This window comes from Enterobacter sp. A8 (assembly GCF_004296595.1).
Lineage (GTDB): Bacteria > Pseudomonadota > Gammaproteobacteria > Enterobacterales > Enterobacteriaceae > Enterobacter > Enterobacter cloacae.
Genome location: NZ_SCMF01000005.1, coordinates 148,420 through 165,221, shown reverse-complemented (window position 1 = coordinate 165,221; position 16,802 = coordinate 148,420). Strand labels below are relative to the sequence as shown.

General features: G+C 54.6%; 11 protein-coding genes, 1 tRNA gene and 1 pseudogene. 9 read left to right on the top strand and 4 right to left on the bottom strand.

Annotation, left to right across the window (positions count from 1 at the left end; all coding sequences use genetic code 11):
- Nucleotides 1-85 precede the first annotated feature (85 nt).
- The 5 genes from gmk to recG are packed head-to-tail and all read left to right on the top strand — an operon-like array spanning nt 86 to nt 5,952.
- Nucleotides 86-709 (top strand): guanylate kinase, encoded by a 624-nt coding sequence (gene gmk / locus EQV24_RS18790; protein WP_013094883.1) that lies wholly within the window; start codon nt 86-88, stop codon nt 707-709.
- A gap of 54 nt (nt 710-763) precedes the next feature.
- Complete coding sequence (gene rpoZ, locus EQV24_RS18785) at nt 764-1,039, top strand: DNA-directed RNA polymerase subunit omega (protein WP_000135058.1); 276 nt, start codon at nt 764-766, stop codon at nt 1,037-1,039.
- A gap of 19 nt (nt 1,040-1,058) precedes the next feature.
- Nucleotides 1,059-3,173: a bifunctional GTP diphosphokinase/guanosine-3',5'-bis pyrophosphate 3'-pyrophosphohydrolase gene (gene spoT, locus EQV24_RS18780; protein WP_013094882.1), complete on the top strand. Its 2,115-nt coding sequence runs from the start codon at nt 1,059-1,061 to the stop codon at nt 3,171-3,173.
- A 4-nt stretch (nt 3,174-3,177) separates the two neighbouring features.
- The gene (trmH, locus tag EQV24_RS23730; RefSeq protein WP_020686483.1) at nt 3,178-3,867 is read left to right on the top strand and encodes a tRNA (guanosine(18)-2'-O)-methyltransferase TrmH; all 690 of its coding nucleotides are present in this window, start codon (nt 3,178-3,180) and stop codon (nt 3,865-3,867) included.
- A 3-nt stretch (nt 3,868-3,870) separates the two neighbouring features.
- Nucleotides 3,871-5,952, top strand: a complete 2,082-nt coding sequence (recG, locus tag EQV24_RS18775) for an ATP-dependent DNA helicase RecG (protein WP_057071602.1) — start codon at nt 3,871-3,873, stop codon at nt 5,950-5,952.
- 2 nt (nt 5,953-5,954) lie between these two features.
- Here the strand turns inward: recG and gltS are convergent, their stop codons facing one another.
- Entirely contained in the window at nt 5,955-7,157 is a 1,203-nt protein-coding gene (gltS, locus tag EQV24_RS18770) for a sodium/glutamate symporter (RefSeq protein WP_130626925.1), read from the bottom strand.
- A 225-nt stretch (nt 7,158-7,382) separates the two neighbouring features.
- Here gltS and xanP point away from each other — a divergent pair, with 225 nt between their 5' ends.
- A complete protein-coding gene (gene xanP / locus EQV24_RS18765) occupies nt 7,383-8,774 on the top strand; it encodes a xanthine/proton symporter XanP (protein ID WP_014830139.1) in 1,392 nt (463 codons plus the stop codon).
- A 119-nt stretch (nt 8,775-8,893) separates the two neighbouring features.
- Nucleotides 8,894-10,597, top strand: a complete 1,704-nt coding sequence (locus EQV24_RS18760) for an AsmA family protein (RefSeq protein WP_129327152.1) — start codon at nt 8,894-8,896, stop codon at nt 10,595-10,597.
- 60 nt (nt 10,598-10,657) lie between these two features.
- On the opposite strand, the gene yicI is transcribed toward EQV24_RS18760, so the two are convergent.
- Nucleotides 10,658-12,976: an alpha-xylosidase gene (gene yicI, locus EQV24_RS18755; protein ID WP_129327153.1), complete on the bottom strand. Its 2,319-nt coding sequence runs from the start codon at nt 12,974-12,976 to the stop codon at nt 10,658-10,660.
- Nucleotides 12,977-13,304: 328 nt separating this feature from the next.
- Here yicI and EQV24_RS18750 point away from each other — a divergent pair.
- A tRNA-Sec gene (locus EQV24_RS18750) sits at nt 13,305-13,399 on the top strand.
- A gap of 148 nt (nt 13,400-13,547) precedes the next feature.
- A pseudogene (locus tag EQV24_RS18745) lies at nt 13,548-14,743 on the top strand (tyrosine-type recombinase/integrase).
- Between the two features lie 45 nt (nt 14,744-14,788).
- Here EQV24_RS18745 and EQV24_RS18740 read toward each other — a convergent pair.
- Complete coding sequence (locus tag EQV24_RS18740) at nt 14,789-15,877, bottom strand: XRE family transcriptional regulator (RefSeq protein ID WP_130626924.1); 1,089 nt, start codon at nt 15,875-15,877, stop codon at nt 14,789-14,791.
- A complete protein-coding gene (locus EQV24_RS18735) occupies nt 15,861-16,487 on the bottom strand; it encodes a hypothetical protein (protein ID WP_243649063.1) in 627 nt (208 codons plus the stop codon). Before EQV24_RS18735 ends, EQV24_RS18740 begins: the two co-directional genes overlap by 17 nt.
- Between the last annotated feature and the right edge of the window lie 315 nt (nt 16,488-16,802).

Below are 16,802 nucleotides of genomic sequence, written 5' to 3'. Positions count from 1 at the left end.
GTGACAAAGGCTACGTCACACAGCGGCGACGTGTATAATAAGCCCGTATGTAGGACTTCTTCGTTAACACATACAAAAGACTCTCATGGCTCAAGGCACGCTTTATATTGTTTCTGCCCCTAGTGGCGCGGGTAAATCCAGCCTTATTCAGGCACTGTTAAAAACCCAACCGTTGTATGACACTCAGGTTTCTGTTTCACACACCACGCGTAAACCGCGTCCGGGTGAAGTGCACGGTGAACACTATTTCTTTGTCGATCACGACGAATTTAAAGCGATGATTGGCCGAGATGCGTTTCTTGAACACGCAGAAGTATTCGGGAACTACTACGGTACTTCGCGTGAAACCATTGAGCAGGTTCTGGCAACCGGCGTGAATGTGTTCCTGGATATCGACTGGCAGGGCGCACAGCAAATTCGCAAGAAAATGCCTGATTCGCGCAGTATCTTTATTTTACCGCCGTCGAAAGATGAGCTGGATCGCCGCCTGCGTGGCCGCGGTCAGGACAGCGAAGAGGTCATTGCAAAGCGTATGGAACAGGCAGTTGCAGAAATGAGCCATTACGCCGAATATGATTACCTTATTGTGAATGATGATTTTGATGCCGCACTGAGCGATCTCAAAACCATCCTTCGCGCAGAACGTCTGCGTATGAGCCGCCAGAAGCAGCGACATGACGCATTAATCACCAAACTGTTGGCAGACTGAACCCACTTTCAGTATTATGCCCAGTCATTTCTTCACCTGTGGAGCATTTTAAGTATGGCACGCGTAACTGTTCAGGACGCTGTAGAGAAAATTGGTAACCGTTTTGACCTGGTGCTGGTCGCCGCGCGTCGCGCTCGTCAGATGCAGGTAGGCGGAAAAGATCCGCTGGTACCGGAAGAAAACGATAAAACCACCGTAATTGCACTTCGCGAAATCGAAGAAGGTCTGATCAACAACCAGATCCTCGACGTGCGTGAGCGCCAGGAGCAGCAAGAGCAGGAAGCCGCAGAACTGCAGGCCGTAACCGCCATTGCTGAAGGTCGTCGTTAATTAAACCTGCGGGTCGCCCTTGTATCTGTTTGAAAGCCTGAATCAACTGATTCAAACCTACCTGCCTGAAGACCAGATTAAGCGTCTTCAGCAGGCTTATCTCGTTGCACGTGACGCTCACGAGGGCCAGACACGTTCAAGCGGTGAACCCTATATCACGCACCCGGTAGCGGTGGCCTGCATTCTGGCCGAGATGAAACTCGACTATGAAACGCTGATGGCCGCTCTGCTGCACGACGTGATCGAAGATACCCCTGCCACTTACCAGGATATGGAACAGCTGTTTGGCAAAAGCGTTGCCGAACTGGTGGAAGGGGTGTCCAAGCTTGATAAGCTGAACTTCCGCGACAAGAAAGAGGCGCAAGCCGAAAACTTTCGCAAGATGATTATGGCGATGGTGCAGGATATCCGCGTCATTCTCATCAAACTCGCTGACCGTACCCACAACATGCGCACGCTGGGCTCACTCCGCCCGGACAAACGTCGCCGCATTGCCCGTGAAACCCTCGAAATCTACAGTCCGCTGGCGCACCGTTTAGGTATCCATCACATTAAAACCGAGCTGGAAGAGCTGGGTTTTGAAGCGTTGTACCCGAACCGCTATCGCGTCATTAAAGAGGTGGTGAAAGCCGCCCGCGGTAACCGTAAAGAGATGATTCAAAAGATCCTCTCGGAAATTGAAGGACGTTTACAGGAAGCGGGCATTCCCTGCCGCGTGAGCGGTCGCGAAAAACACCTGTATTCTATTTACTGCAAAATGGTGCTCAAAGAGCAGCGTTTTCACTCGATCATGGATATTTACGCGTTCCGCGTGATCGTCCACGATGCCGACACCTGCTATCGCGTGCTGGGGCAGATGCACAGCCTCTACAAGCCGCGTCCTGGGCGCATGAAAGATTACATCGCCATTCCAAAAGCGAACGGCTATCAATCTTTGCATACCTCGATGATCGGCCCGCACGGTGTCCCTGTTGAAGTGCAGATCCGCACCGAAGACATGGACCAGATGGCGGAGATGGGTGTCGCCGCACACTGGGCCTATAAAGAGCACGGTGGTGAAAGCAGCACCACGGCACAAATTCGCGCCCAGCGCTGGATGCAGAGCCTGCTGGAGCTGCAGCAGAGTGCGGGTAGCTCGTTTGAATTTATCGAGAGCGTAAAATCCGATCTCTTCCCGGATGAGATTTACGTTTTCACGCCTGAAGGGCGTATTGTCGAACTGCCTGCGGGCGCGACCCCGGTCGACTTCGCGTATGCCGTGCATACCGATATCGGCCACGCCTGCGTAGGCGCACGCGTTGACAGACAGCCTTATCCGCTGTCTCAACCGCTCGCCAGCGGCCAGACTGTCGAAATCATCACCGCACCGGGCGCACGTCCAAACGCGGCCTGGCTGAACTTTGTTGTGAGCTCCAAAGCGCGCGCCAAAATCCGTCAGCTGCTGAAAAACCTCAAGCGTGATGACTCCGTCAGCCTTGGGCGTCGTCTGCTCAACCATGCGTTGGGTGGCAGCCGTAAGCTGGCAGAGATCCCACCAGAACATATCCAGCGTGAACTCGACCGGATGAAGCTCACCTCTCTGGACGATCTGCTGGCGGAAATTGGGCTGGGTAACGCCATGAGCGTCGTGGTGGCCAAAAATCTGCAGCAGGGCGAAGCAATACCTTCCGCACCTGGCGCATCCGGCCACGCGCATCTGCCGATCAAAGGCGCGGACGGGGTGCTTATCACCTTTGCGAAGTGTTGCCGTCCAATTCCTGGCGATCCGATTATTGCGCACGTCAGCCCGGGCAAAGGGCTGGTTATCCACCATGAATCCTGTCGTAACATCCGCGGCTATCAAAAAGAGGCGGAGAAGTTTATGGCGGTCGAGTGGGATAAAGAGACGGCGCAGGAATTTATCACCGAAATTAAGGTGGATATGTTCAACCACCAGGGTGCCCTGGCGAACCTGACGGCAGCGATCAACACGGCCTCTTCCAACATTCAGAGCCTGAACACGGAAGAAAAAGATGGCCGCGTGTACAGCGCCTTTATTCGTCTGACCGCCCGCGACCGCGTGCATCTGGCAAATATTATGCGCAAGATCCGCGTCATGCCGGACGTCATTAAAGTCACCCGAAACCGAAACTAGTTTTATGAATGCACAACGTTATGCACGTATCTGCGAAATGCTCGCCAGGCGTCAGCCTGATCTGACGGTCTGCATGGAGCAGGTCCATAAACCTCATAACGTCTCTGCCATTGTCCGTACCGCAGACGCCGTCGGCGTGCATGAAGTGCACGCCGTCTGGCCCGGTGCCCGCATGCGCACCATGGCGTCGACAGCCGCAGGCAGTAACAGCTGGGTGTCCGTCAAAACCCATCAGACCATCGGAGAAGCCGTATCGCACCTGAAAGGTCGCGGTATGCAGATTCTTGCCACCAACCTGTCTGCCAAAGCGGTCGATTTCCGCGAGATCGACTACACCCGCCCGACCTGTATTTTGATGGGTCAGGAGAAAACCGGGATCACTCAGGAAGCGCTGGATCTGGCGGATCAGGACATCATCATCCCCATGATCGGCATGGTGCAGTCCCTGAATGTCTCTGTGGCCTCCGCGCTCATTCTGTATGAAGCCCAGCGCCAGCGTCAGAACGCCGGGATGTACGAGCGCAGCAACAGCATGCTGCCGGAAGACGAACAGCAGCGCCTGCTGTTTGAAGGCGGTTATCCGGTGCTGGCTCGTGTTGCAAAGCAGAAAAAATTGCCTTACCCCCACGTCAACGCGCAGGGCGAAATTGAAGCCGATGCCGGGTGGTGGGCCACCATGCAGTACGCAGGGTAACCGATGAAAGGCCGCCTGCTGGATGCCATCCCGCTCAATAGCCTGACGGGCGTGGGCGCGGCGCAAAGCAGTAAACTGGGCAAAATTGGCCTGCACACCGTGCAGGATCTCCTGCTCCACCTCCCCCTGCGTTATGAAGACCGCACGCAACTTTATAAGATTGGCGATCTGCTGCCCGCGATTTACGCCACCGTTGAGGGCGAGGTGCTGAACTGCAATATCACCTTTGGCGGCCGCCGGATGATGACCTGTCAAATCAGCGACGGCACCGGCATTCTCACCATGCGCTTTTTCAACTTCAACGCGGCGATGAAAAACAGCCTTGCAACAGGCCGCCGGGTGCTGGCGTATGGTGAAGCCAAACGCGGGAAATATGGCGCAGAGATGATCCACCCGGAGTACCGCGTGCAGGGCGATCTCAGCACGCCGGAGCTGCAGGAGACGCTCACTCCGGTCTACCCGACAACGGAAGGTATCAAGCAGGCGACGCTGCGTAAGCTCACCGACCAGGCCCTGGAGTTACTCGATACCTGCGCCATCACCGAACTGCTACCGCCTGAGCTGGCGCAGGGAATGATGAGCCTGCCGGAAGCGCTGCGTACGCTGCATCGCCCGTCGCCCACGCTGCAGCTCAGCGATTTAGAAAGCGGCAAGCACCCTGCCCAACGGCGTCTTATCCTTGAGGAATTACTGGCGCATAACCTGAGCATGCTGGCGCTGCGCGCCGGTGCGCAGCGTTTTCATGCCCAGCCCTTAAGCCCGCGTGATGAGCTCAAGGATAAGCTGCTGGCCTCCCTGCCGTTTAAACCTACCGGTGCCCAGGCGCGCGTCACCGCCGAGATCGAACGCGATATGGCGCTTGATGTGCCCATGATGCGCCTGGTGCAGGGCGATGTAGGCTCTGGTAAAACGCTGGTTGCTGCCCTGGCAGCCCTGCGCGCCATTGCCCACGGCAAGCAGGTGGCGCTGATGGCGCCGACGGAACTGCTGGCGGAGCAGCACGCGAATAACTTCCGCGCCTGGTTCGCCCCGCTGGGCATTGAGGTGGGCTGGCTTGCCGGAAAACAAAAGGGCAAAGCGCGTCTTGCGCAACAGGATGCCATCGCTCGCGGTGAGGTGCAGATGATTGTCGGCACCCATGCCATCTTCCAGGAGCAGGTGCAGTTTAACGGCCTCGCGCTGGTGATCATCGACGAACAGCACCGCTTTGGCGTGCATCAGCGCCTGGCGCTGTGGGAAAAAGGGCTGCAGCAGGGCTTCCATCCGCACCAGCTGATCATGACCGCCACGCCTATTCCGCGAACCCTGGCGATGACCGCCTACGCCGATCTGGACACCTCCACCATTGACGAGCTGCCGCCGGGCCGTACGCCGGTCACGACGGTGGCCATCCCGGATACCCGCCGCAGCGACATCATCGATCGCGTGCGCAACGCCTGCACCCATGAAGGACGTCAGGCGTACTGGGTCTGCACGCTGATTGAGGAGTCTGACCTGCTTGAAGCGCAAGCCGCAGAAGCAACGTGGGAAGAGCTGAAGCTGGCGCTACCGGAACTGAAGGTGGGCCTGGTGCACGGGCGCATGAAGCCCGCAGAAAAACAGGCCGTCATGCAATCCTTCAAACAGGGTGAGCTGCATTTGCTGGTCGCCACAACGGTGATTGAAGTGGGCGTGGATGTGCCAAACTCCAGTCTGATGATCATCGAAAACCCGGAGCGTCTGGGGCTTGCGCAGTTACACCAGTTGCGTGGCCGCGTGGGCCGTGGTGCGGTGGCCTCACATTGCGTTCTGCTCTACAAAGCCCCGCTCTCAAAAACCGCGCAGATGCGTTTGCAGGTACTGCGTGACAGCAACGACGGATTCGTCATTGCGCAAAAAGACCTGGAGATCCGTGGCCCGGGCGAGCTCCTGGGCACACGTCAGACCGGGAACGCTGAATTCAAAGTGGCAGATTTGCTGCGCGATCAGGCCATGATCCCTGAAGTTCAGCGCCTTGCCCGCCATATTCATGAACGCTACCCCGAACAGGCGGCAGCGTTAATTGAGCGCTGGATGCCGGAAACTGAGCGCTACTCCAACGCCTGATCTCAGGCGAACATCGGCAGCATCAGGTACAGCTTGATCACCAGCGCGTTGACGATATCAATAAAGAATGCCCCAACCATCGGTACCACCAGAAACGCCATGTGCGAAGGCCCGAAACGTTCGGTGATTGCCTGCATATTGGCGATTGCCGTTGGCGTGGCACCCAGACCAAACCCACAGTGCCCCGCCGCCAGCACCGCGGCATCGTAGTTTTTGCCCATCATGCGCCAGGTAACAAACATGGCATAGAGCGCCATAAACAGCGCCTGCACCGCCAGAATGGCTACCATCGGCAGCGCCAGCGACGCCAGTTCCCACAGCTTAAGGCTCATCAGGGCCATCGCCAGGAACAGCGACAGGCAGACGTTACCCAGCACCGAGACCGCACGTTCAAACACGCGATAGAAGCCCATCAGGGCCAGACCATTGCTCAGGATCACCCCGATAAACAGCACACAAACAAAGGTCGGCAGCTCAAAGGTCGTGCCCGCCAGCCATTGCGCAACCACTTTACCCAGCGTCAGACAGATGGCGATCATGGCGATGGTTTCAATCATCACCAGCGAGGTGATGGTGCGGCCAACGTCCGGCTTTTCGAACGCGGTGGGGACCAGTTCATCGTCCGGTCTGCCGTCCGGCGTGGTGGAGTGCTTCACCAGGTAGCGCGCTACCGGGCCGCCAATCAGACCGCCAAGCACCAGACCAAAGGTCGCGCAGGCCATCGCCACTTCCGTTGCGTTTTCAAAGCCATAGCGCTCGATAAACAGCTTACTCCACGCCGCCCCGGTACCGTGCCCGCCGGACAGAGTGATGGAGCCAGCCAGCAGACCCATCAGCGGATCCAGCCCCAGCAGAGACGCCATACCGATGCCGATGGCGTTTTGCATCAGCAGCAGACCAACCACGACAATCAGAAACACGCCCAGCACCTTACCGCCCGAGCGCAGGCTCGCCAGGTTGGCGTTCAGGCCGATAGTGGCAAAGAAGGCCAGCATCAGCGGATCTTTGAGGGACATATCGAAATCGATTTCCCAGCCCATGCTTTTTTTCAGCACCAGCAGGGCCAGCGCCACCAGCAACCCACCGGCAACAGGTTCAGGAATGGTGTACTTTTTCAGAAAGGAAACACTGTGTACCAGCTTGCGACCAAGCAGAAGAACCAGCGTTGCGGCAACAAGGGTCGACAACGTATCGAGATGAATCATAAGAGGCTCCTGTTATGCGCGTGTTCCATACACACGCGGCGTTATCCTGGGCCGGCTTATGCTCGTCATGAGCCACCGGCGCGAAAAGTGTAATTTTTTTTTCCTCCACGTTGTAGAAAACCTGCTCATACCGGCAGATTTTCTCTCTTTTTTTTGCTGGCAATCGTTTGCTTTTACCAGTTGGTCAGATAAAATGCCCGCTTTTCCACCGTGGGATTACCGTCGATGTCCGTTAACAGCATAGAGTCTCCTGATGCGCAACCGATTGCGCAGAAGCAAAATAGCGAACTGATTTACCGTCTTGAAGACCGCCCACCGCTTCCGCAGACGCTCTTCGCTGCCTGCCAGCACCTTCTGGCCATGTTTGTTGCGGTGATCACCCCGGCACTGTTGATCTGTCAGGCGCTGGGTTTACCGGCTCAGGATACGCAGCACATCATCAGCATGTCCCTCTTCGCCTCCGGCGTGGCCTCAATTATTCAAATTAAAGCCTGGGGTCCGGTGGGGTCTGGCTTGCTGTCGATTCAGGGTACCAGTTTTAACTTTGTGGCACCGCTGATCATGGGCGGTACGGCGTTAAAAACCGGCGGGGCGGATGTCCCGACCATGATGGCGGCGCTGTTCGGCACGCTGATGCTGGCCAGCTGCACGGAGATGGTGATCTCCCGTGTTCTGCATCTGGCTCGCCGCGTCATCACCCCGCTGGTCTCGGGCGTGGTGGTGATGATTATCGGTCTGTCGCTGATTCAGGTGGGGCTGACCTCCATCGGTGGGGGTTATGCCGCAATGAGCGACCACACCTTTGGCGCACCAAAAAACCTGCTGCTGGCTGGCGTGGTGCTGGCCATCATTATTCTGCTCAACCGTCAGCGTAACCCGTACCTGCGCGTGGCCTCGCTGGTGATCGCCATGGCGGCCGGTTACCTGCTGGCGTGGGCGCTGGGCATGTTGCCGGAAAACACCGCGCCGACCAACAGCGCGCTGATTACCGTTCCAACGCCACTGTACTACGGCCTGGGCATTGACTGGGGTCTGCTGCTGCCGCTGATGCTGGTCTTTATGATCACCTCCCTGGAGACCATCGGCGATATCACCGCCACCTCCGATGTCTCGGAGCAGCCGGTGTCCGGCCCGCTGTACATGAAGCGTCTGAAAGGCGGCGTGCTGGCAAACGGTCTGAACTCCTTTGTCTCCGCCGTGTTTAATACATTCCCGAACTCCTGCTTCGGGCAGAACAACGGCGTGATCCAGCTGACCGGCGTAGCCAGCCGTTATGTCGGGTTTGTGGTGGCGCTGATGCTGATTGTCCTTGGCCTGTTCCCGGCCGTGAGTGGCTTTGTGCAGCACATCCCTGAGCCGGTTCTGGGCGGAGCAACGCTGGTGATGTTCGGAACTATCGCGGCCTCGGGCGTGCGAATCGTCTCCCGCGAGCCACTGAACCGCCGCGCGATCATGATTATTGCCCTGTCGCTGGCCGTGGGTCTGGGCGTTTCTCAGCAGCCGCTGATCCTGCAGTTTGCCCCGGACTGGGTGAAAAACCTGCTCTCTTCCGGCATCGCCGCTGGCGGTATCACCGCTATCGTGCTGAACCTCGTTTTCCCGCCAGAGAAAAACTGATTGTCCTCACGGCAGGCTGTCAATGCCTGCCGTGACATCTCTTTACACCATTCCCGCCTTGAGCATTGCGCATAAATCGTGCATAACTCCTTTATGTACGTTTCGCGGGAAGGAAGACCATGAAATTTATTGGAAAGCTGCTCGTCTATCTTCTGGTAGCCCTGCTCCTTGTGCTGCTGGCACTCTATTTTCTGCTTCAGACCCGCTGGGGTGCGTCACAGGTCAGCAGTTGGGTAACGGTGAACACCGATTACGAACTCAGTTTCGACCTGATGGACCACCGCTTTTCGTCGCCTTCCCACATCCTTCTGGAAAACGTCACCTTTGGCCGCGACGGTCAGCCCGCCACGCTGGTGGCTAAAAAAGTCGATATTGGTCTTGGCAGCCGACAGCTCACCGATCCACTGCATATGGACACCATCACCCTGGTCGATGGCACGCTGAACCTCTCTCCGCAGACCGCGCCGATGCCCTTCCAGGCAGACCGTCTGCAGCTAAACAACATGGCCTTCAACAGCCCCAACACGGAGTGGGATTTAAGCGCGCAAAAAGTGACGGGCGGTGTCAGCCCGTGGCAGCCAGAAGCGGGTCACGTGCTGGGCAAAAATGCGCAGATCCAGATGAGCGCGGGTTCGCTCACCCTGAACGGGGTACCGGCCACTAACGTGCTAATCCAGGGCCAGCTGAACGGCAAGGAGGTGGTGCTGAACACCATCGGTGCCGATATGGCGCGCGGCTCGCTTACCGGCTCCGCCCTGCGCAACGCCGACGGAAGCTGGGTCATCGACACCATGCGCCTGAACGAGATCCGCCTGCAGAGCGATAAATCGCTGCTGGATTTCTTCGCGCCGCTCAATACCATCCCCTCCTTGCAGATTGGCCGCCTGGAAGTCACCGATGCGCGCCTGCAGGGGCCAGACTGGGCCGTAACCGATCTGGATCTCAGCCTGCGCAACCTGACGCTGAGCAAAGGAGACTGGCAGAGCCAGGACGGGCGTTTATCCATGAATGCCAGCGAATTTATTTACGGCTCGCTGCATCTGTTCGACCCGATCCTGAATGCGGAATTCTCTCCGCAGGGCGTGGCGCTGCGCCAGTTCACCTCCCGCTGGGAAGGGGGCATGGTGCGCACCTCCGGCAACTGGCTGCGCGACGGTAAAGCGCTGGTACTGGACGATGTCGCCGTCGCCGGGCTGGAGTACACCCTGCCGCAGAACTGGAAAACGCTGTGGATGGATCCGCTGCCGGAATGGCTGAACAGCGTGACGCTGAAGAAATTCGGCCTGAGCCGCAACCTGGTGATCGACATTGATCCCGCGTTCCCGTGGCAGATCACCTCTCTTGATGGCTATGGGGCTAACCTGCAGCTGGCGCAGGACCACAAATGGGGCGTATGGGGCGGCAGCGCCACGCTAAACGGCGCGGCAGCCACTTTTAACCGCGTGGACGTGCGACGCCCGTCGCTGGCACTGAACGCTAACGCCGCCACGGTCAATATCACCGATCTGAGCGCCTTTACCGAGAAAGGCATTCTGGAAGCCACCGCGACGGTTTCTCAGCTTGCGCAACGACAGACCACGGTGAGCCTGAACGGGCGCGGCGTGCCGCTCAACATCCTGCAGCAGTGGGGCTGGCCCGCGCTGCCGGTGAGCGGCGACGGCAATATTCAGCTGACTGCCAGCGGGAGTGTGCAGGCGAATACCCCGCTGAAGCCAACGGTAAATGGCAAGCTGAGCGCGGTAAATATGGATAAACAGCAGGTTCAGCAGACCATGACGGGTGGTGTAGTTTCAACACCACCCTCACCTCAGCCCTCTCCCTGAAAGGGAGAGGGAGTAAACCATTCCCTCGCCCCTTTGGGGAGAGGGTTAGGGTGAGGGGAATTAAAGGTGAACCACCACCTCATCCCCCTCCGCGTTCACCACCACGCCCCACTCGCTGCCCGCGTATGAGCCACCTTTCACACCACTCACCTTCTGCACGTTGCGCAAGCATACCGACCAGTTCCGCGCGTCACCCGCGCCGGTAAGGGTCACGGTGTCGCCCTTGCGTGACGCCTTCAGCGTAAATACCACCGAACCGTCAGTCGCAGGCACTTTACTCACCGCTGTTGCGCCCTCATCCAGGTTAAACAGCTGAAAGGCCGTGCCCTCATTCCAGGCGTAGTCCGGTTTGTGCTTGTTGTTACCCAGCGCCAGCAAGGTGTTGTCGCGCACATAAACCGGCAGGCTCATGAAATCGTGCTGCTGCTTATGCCAGCGGCAGCCCTGAACCTCATCGTTGTGCCACAAGTGCGTCCAGCGACCTTCCGGCAGGTAAAACTGCACCTCACCCGCCTCGGAGAACACCGGCGCCACCATCAAGGCATCCCCCAGCATGTACTGACGGTCGAGATAGTCACACGCCGGATCGTCCGGGAATTCCAGCATCATCGCCCGCAGCATCGGCGTGCCGCACTCCCGTGCCAGCGCCGCCTGACGATAGAGGTACGGCATCAGCTGGCATTTCAGCTGCGTAAAGTGGCGCACCACGTCGCAGGACTCATCATCGTACGCCCACGGCACCCGGTAGGATTTGCTGCCATGCAGGCGGCTGTGGCTGGAGAACAGCCCGAACGCGCACCAGCGTTTGTAGACGTGCGCCGGGGCGGTGTTTTCGAACCCGCCGATATCGTGGCTCCAGAACCCGAAGCCGGACAGACCAATCGACAGGCCGCCGCGCAGGCTTTCCGCCATGGATTCATAGTTGGCATAGCAGTCGCCGCCCCAGTGCACCGGGAACTGCTGTGCGCCGACGGACGCCGAGCGCGCAAACAGCACCGCCTCCTCCTCGCCTACCGTCTCTTTCAGCACGTTCCACACCAGCGCGTTATAGATGAAGGCGTAATGGTTGTGCATCTTCTGCGGATCGGAACCGTCAAACCACTGCACATCCGTCGGGATACGCTCGCCGAAATCGGTTTTGAAGCAGTCCACGCCAATCTCCACCAGGCCCTTCAGCTTGTCGGCGTACCACCGGCACGCGTCCGGATTAGTGAAGTCGTAAATCGCCAGCCCGGGCTGCCATTTGTCCCACTGCCACACGCTGCCATCCGGGCGCTTCAGCAGATAGCCCTTCTCTTTCAGCTCGTTAAACACCGGCGATTTCTGGCCGATGTACGGGTTGATCCACACGCAGACCTTCAGCCCTTTCTCTTTCAGGCGGCGGATCATCCCTTCTGGATCGGGGAAGGTCACCGGGTCCCACTCAAAATCACACCACTGGAAGGCCTTCATCCAGAAGCAATCAAAATGGAAGACGTGCAGCGGCAGGTCGCGTTCGGCCATGCCGTCGATGAAGCTGTTCACCGTCGCTTCGTCGTAGTTAGTGGTAAACGAGGTGGTGAGCCACAGGCCGAAGGACCACGCTGGCGGCAGCGCCGGACGACCGGTGAACTGCGTGTAGCGGTCCAGGACCGCTTTCGGCGTCGGGCCGTCGATCACAAAATACTCCAGATATTCGCCCTCGACGCTGAACTGCACTTTGGAGACCTTCTCCGAGCCGATTTCAAACGACACATTTTCCGGATGGTTGACCAGCACGCCGTAGCCGCGGTTGGTGAGATAGAACGGAATATTTTTGTAGGACTGCTCGGTGCTGGTGCCGCCGTCGCGGTTCCAGGTATCGACCTGCTGACCGTTGCGCACCAGGGCGGTAAAGCGCTCACCGAGGCCATAAACCGTTTCCCCGACGCCCAGATCCAGACGTTCGAACAGATAGTTGCGATTCGTGTTGCTGTCCTGCACGTAGCCGTTGTTTTTCAGTTCACTGCCGGTGATCCGCTGGCCGTTACGCATAAAATCGAGCGCCCAGAACTCGCCTTTGGTGACGCGCACGCTGAGATTACCGCTTTTCAGCTCGGCGTATTCGGCGTTATTTACCGTCTCGACCCTTACGTCCTTCAGCACGTTGAGCGGATAGTGCGGGCCTTTGTCCTGCGCCCCCTGGAAGTGCTCGATGCGCACCCCGACAATCCCTTCCTGCGGTGCGAAGAGCCGGACGGTGAACATCAACGTATCGAGCTGCCACGCGCGTTCGCGGACGTCGCGCGGTGCCACATACACCACCAGGTCATTGCCCTGCTGCTCCACATCGAACACCTGGACCGGATACGTCACGGTCAGGCCAGGTTGAATAAGCCAGTTTCCATCACTGATTTTCATACTTTCGTCCTCCTGGTTCTGTAATCCTTTGCTGGCCGTCAGGTGCCTGCCGTGTGGCGATACGGGCACTGAGACCGGTTACAGAGGTTTTAAACCATTGTTTCAGGAGCGAGTATTGCGTTTTCTGGTTAGCAAATTACGTTTCTTGTTTTTTGTGATCGGGGTAAATGTCGCGGAGCACGAAATGCTAACCTGAGGATTTTCTTAAGAATTAACTGAAATGGGGGTGTTCAGGTCAAAAGAGAGGTGAAAAAAGTGTGTCGGGGTATGTGGTAAATGTCTGAAAGTAGCTATAATGCGCCCCGCCTCCATGTAGCAATGCAGGCGCGGAAGATCGTCATCTCCGGTGAGGTGGCTGGACTTCAAATCCAGTTGGGGACGCCAGCGTTCCCGGGCAGGTTCGACTCCTGTGATCTTCCGCCAATTAGCCTCTACTGAATTCCCTCACAGTCAATAAATCCCTTATACTACCTGCGATTGCAATCAGTTATGTTCTCCTCATGTCTACCAGAATCAAGTACATTCTGGGGGCATTATGGGGAGCATAAAAGATGCCCCCCATAATGTCCCAATGAAGTTAACAGCCCGTCAAGTTGATACTGCTAAACCGAAAGAAAAGCCCTACAAGTTATATGATGTCGGTAGTCTCTACCTTGAGGTCGCGACCAGCGGCTGCGTTATTGGTGTTTGAATTACCGTTACGCTGGTCAAGAAAAACGCCTTGCCTTTGATTTATATCCAGAAGTCTCCTTGGCTGAATAGTGTGATAAAGGTGAAGCAGTAAAAACGATACTGGCTGCGGGTAACGATCCTGGTGAAGTAAAGAAAACGGAGAAAATCGCTCAGAAGCTAGGCTTTGAAAATACTTTTGAAGCAATTGCGAGAGAATGGCATCAGGTGAGAACTGACCGTAGGTCGTTGCGCTATCGTGAAGAAATCATTGATACCTTCGAGAAAGATTTTTTCGCTACATTGGTAAGCATCCTATTGCGGAATAAAACCGATGGAGTTATTTGAAACTCTGCGCCGAATGGAAAAACGTGGAGCACTAGAAAAGATGCGCAAAGTCAGAGAACGCTGTAGTGTAGGATTCCGTTATGCGATCGTGACCGGACGAGCTGAATATAACCCTGCCCCCGATCTCGCTACTGCACTCGCAAAACCAAAGAAAACACATTTTCCTTTCCTGACAGCTGAAGAACTACCACTCTTCCTCAAGGATCCAACTGGGTACACTGTTAGCATTATTACCAAGACAGCAACCCAAATCATCATGCTTACAGCTGTACGAACTCAGGAATTGCGTTTCGCCCGTTGGGAAGATATCAACTTTGAAAAGCGACTCTGGGAGATACCAACTGAAGTAATAAGATGAAACGACCATATACCGTTCCGCTTTCAGATCAGGTAGTGGCACTTTTTGAATCACTTAAGCCAGTTACCGGCATGTACCCACTTGTTTTCGCTGGACGTAATGATCGTACTAAGCCGATCTCAAAAGAAAGCATTAATAAGGTGATTGAGTTATTAGGATATAAAGGAAGGCTGACGGGGCATGGTTTCCGTCAAACAATGAGTACCATTCTGCACGAAGAGGGTTTCGACTCTGCGTGGATTGAAACTCAACTTGCTCATGTGGACAAGAATGCGATTCGTGGGGCTTACAACCATGCGCAATATCTGGATGGAAGAAAAGAGATGATGCAGTGGTATTCAGCCAATATTACCCATTTACTAAAAACATCATTTTCACCAATGAAAACATAGCATTAAGTAAAATGGCTAAACTGTAAATGTTCAGCCATTGCCTTTTTAATTCACTAAACGTAAATGCTGATTTTGTGTGCTCAGTGAGTACAACTGGTTAACTTCGGGTAAAAAAAGGTTGAATATAGATGCAAGTTCATTCTGATCATAACCCAGCTCTTCTTTCGCATGATCAATAATTGCATTCAGTAAAGTGGGTTTTTCCCCATTTACATCGAGTTTTACAGGCTCATCAACCTTGTAACGTTTGATGGACATCTGCCTCCAGATCCAATCACTTTGGCCTGCCGTAATAGCTTTTAATGTTTTAGCTCTATAGAACAACGCAGCCATCGAGGTTCGCCAGAACGGTTTAAGTGCGGCAGCCTTTTCAATGCTTACATTTCTTAAATCATTATAAATATCTGAAGCGGGCATAAGTAATTCTGCAGCAAAAGTGTTTGCCTCCTCTTCCATTTCAGGAGTAGGAGCACGATGCATGACTAAATGTCCCAGCTCATGAGCTAAGGTAAATCGGTAGCGGTCCATTGGCTGATTTTTGTTTATAAAGATCAGTGGTGGCAGTCCAGCAAGGTTATAACTAAGGCCGGAAAGACTCGTATCTTCCATATCACAGTCGATGATAATGACTCCAGCCCTTTCTAACACTTCGACTAGATTTTTTATTGGTCCGCGTGGGATGTGCCATGCTGTACGAACGTTACGCGCAATTTGCTCAACATTGTCTTCATAATCGTCAGGATCATAATACGGAAGTTCATATTCAGGTTCAAAATCAACGAACTGCAAAAGCTTTCTGAGATGGGCTATGCGGACATTTACTTCCGCAACAAGCTTGTCCAGTACTTTCATACCGACTGACGCTTTTTTACGATACATGGGATTTGCACTTATAGGTCCACCATAAAGCCTTTCAGACATCATGAAAAACTCAACGGGGCAGTTGAGCGCTTTTGCGATGCTATCAATTTGCTCATCAGTGGCCAGCTTAAGGCCTTGCTCAATCTTAGACAAGGTTCCTTGAGAAATGGCGATAATCTGAGCCAAATCCTTCTGGCTCATACCCAACATTTTCCGACGCAACTCAATCATCTCTGGGCGTATTGTGGCTGCTGACTTAATCTCCACGACCATTTTCTACCTTCGGTTCTGCCTTTCTAGCCCGTTTTGGTTTCACAACACTTTTCGCTGGGGAAACCGTCTTAACAGGCTGTGGTTGGGGTATGTTCAATTCAAGCTTAGATACAGGCATTTCGTACAGATTTGCATCTGTTAAGTCAATTGCCCACGCAACAAACCTACCATTGCGCTGAGTGAGAACAATTTTATCAATTCCTACACCATCGTCACTAAGTATGTAGAGTAGCTCTAAACGAACTAATCCTCCAAACATGTCCATTTCAGGATTATGAAAATCCAAGGCTCTTTGAGTAGGGTAATTGGAAGAACGAAGGCTCTTATCACCTTTCTTAATCCTCACAAAATATCGATCCTGAATCAGAAAGCCTACCTGATATGGCATTTTTACATATTTGATCCCTTTAAGATTAGAAGTTTCAATACTGTCTTTAAGGAAAAACAATGCGTCATTGCGGAGAACAGCTGAACGAACACGCTTATCGATCAACCGTCGTGCGACATCGTTTTGAAGCCAATTTTTCCAAACATTGTCGAAAACTGAAGTTAAGGTGTTGTAGTAGGGTTGACAGACTGAATGTGCTTCTTCTTTGTTGATTAAAGACATATAGGATCTCTGGTATTTTTGCTGTGAAATGTCTTTGATAAGCATAAAACTCAACCACATTTTTTACAACAAATTATTCCAAAAAATATTCCAAAGAGAAGTAAACATCTGTTTTTTTTCTAAATTTATTATTTTTTTACTATACCTCCTGTTAAGCTCGCAGTGCATTCTTGTACGAACCCCATCAATAGCAGTTGCTGAAATCGCTGCTGTGTTGCTGGACAGTTAGCTTGTCTGATATGCTTTGATTGCTCTTTAGCTTGTGGCTCAGTATTAAAGCCTTGTCGGGCGCTTCGCCAGACACCAACTTATTGA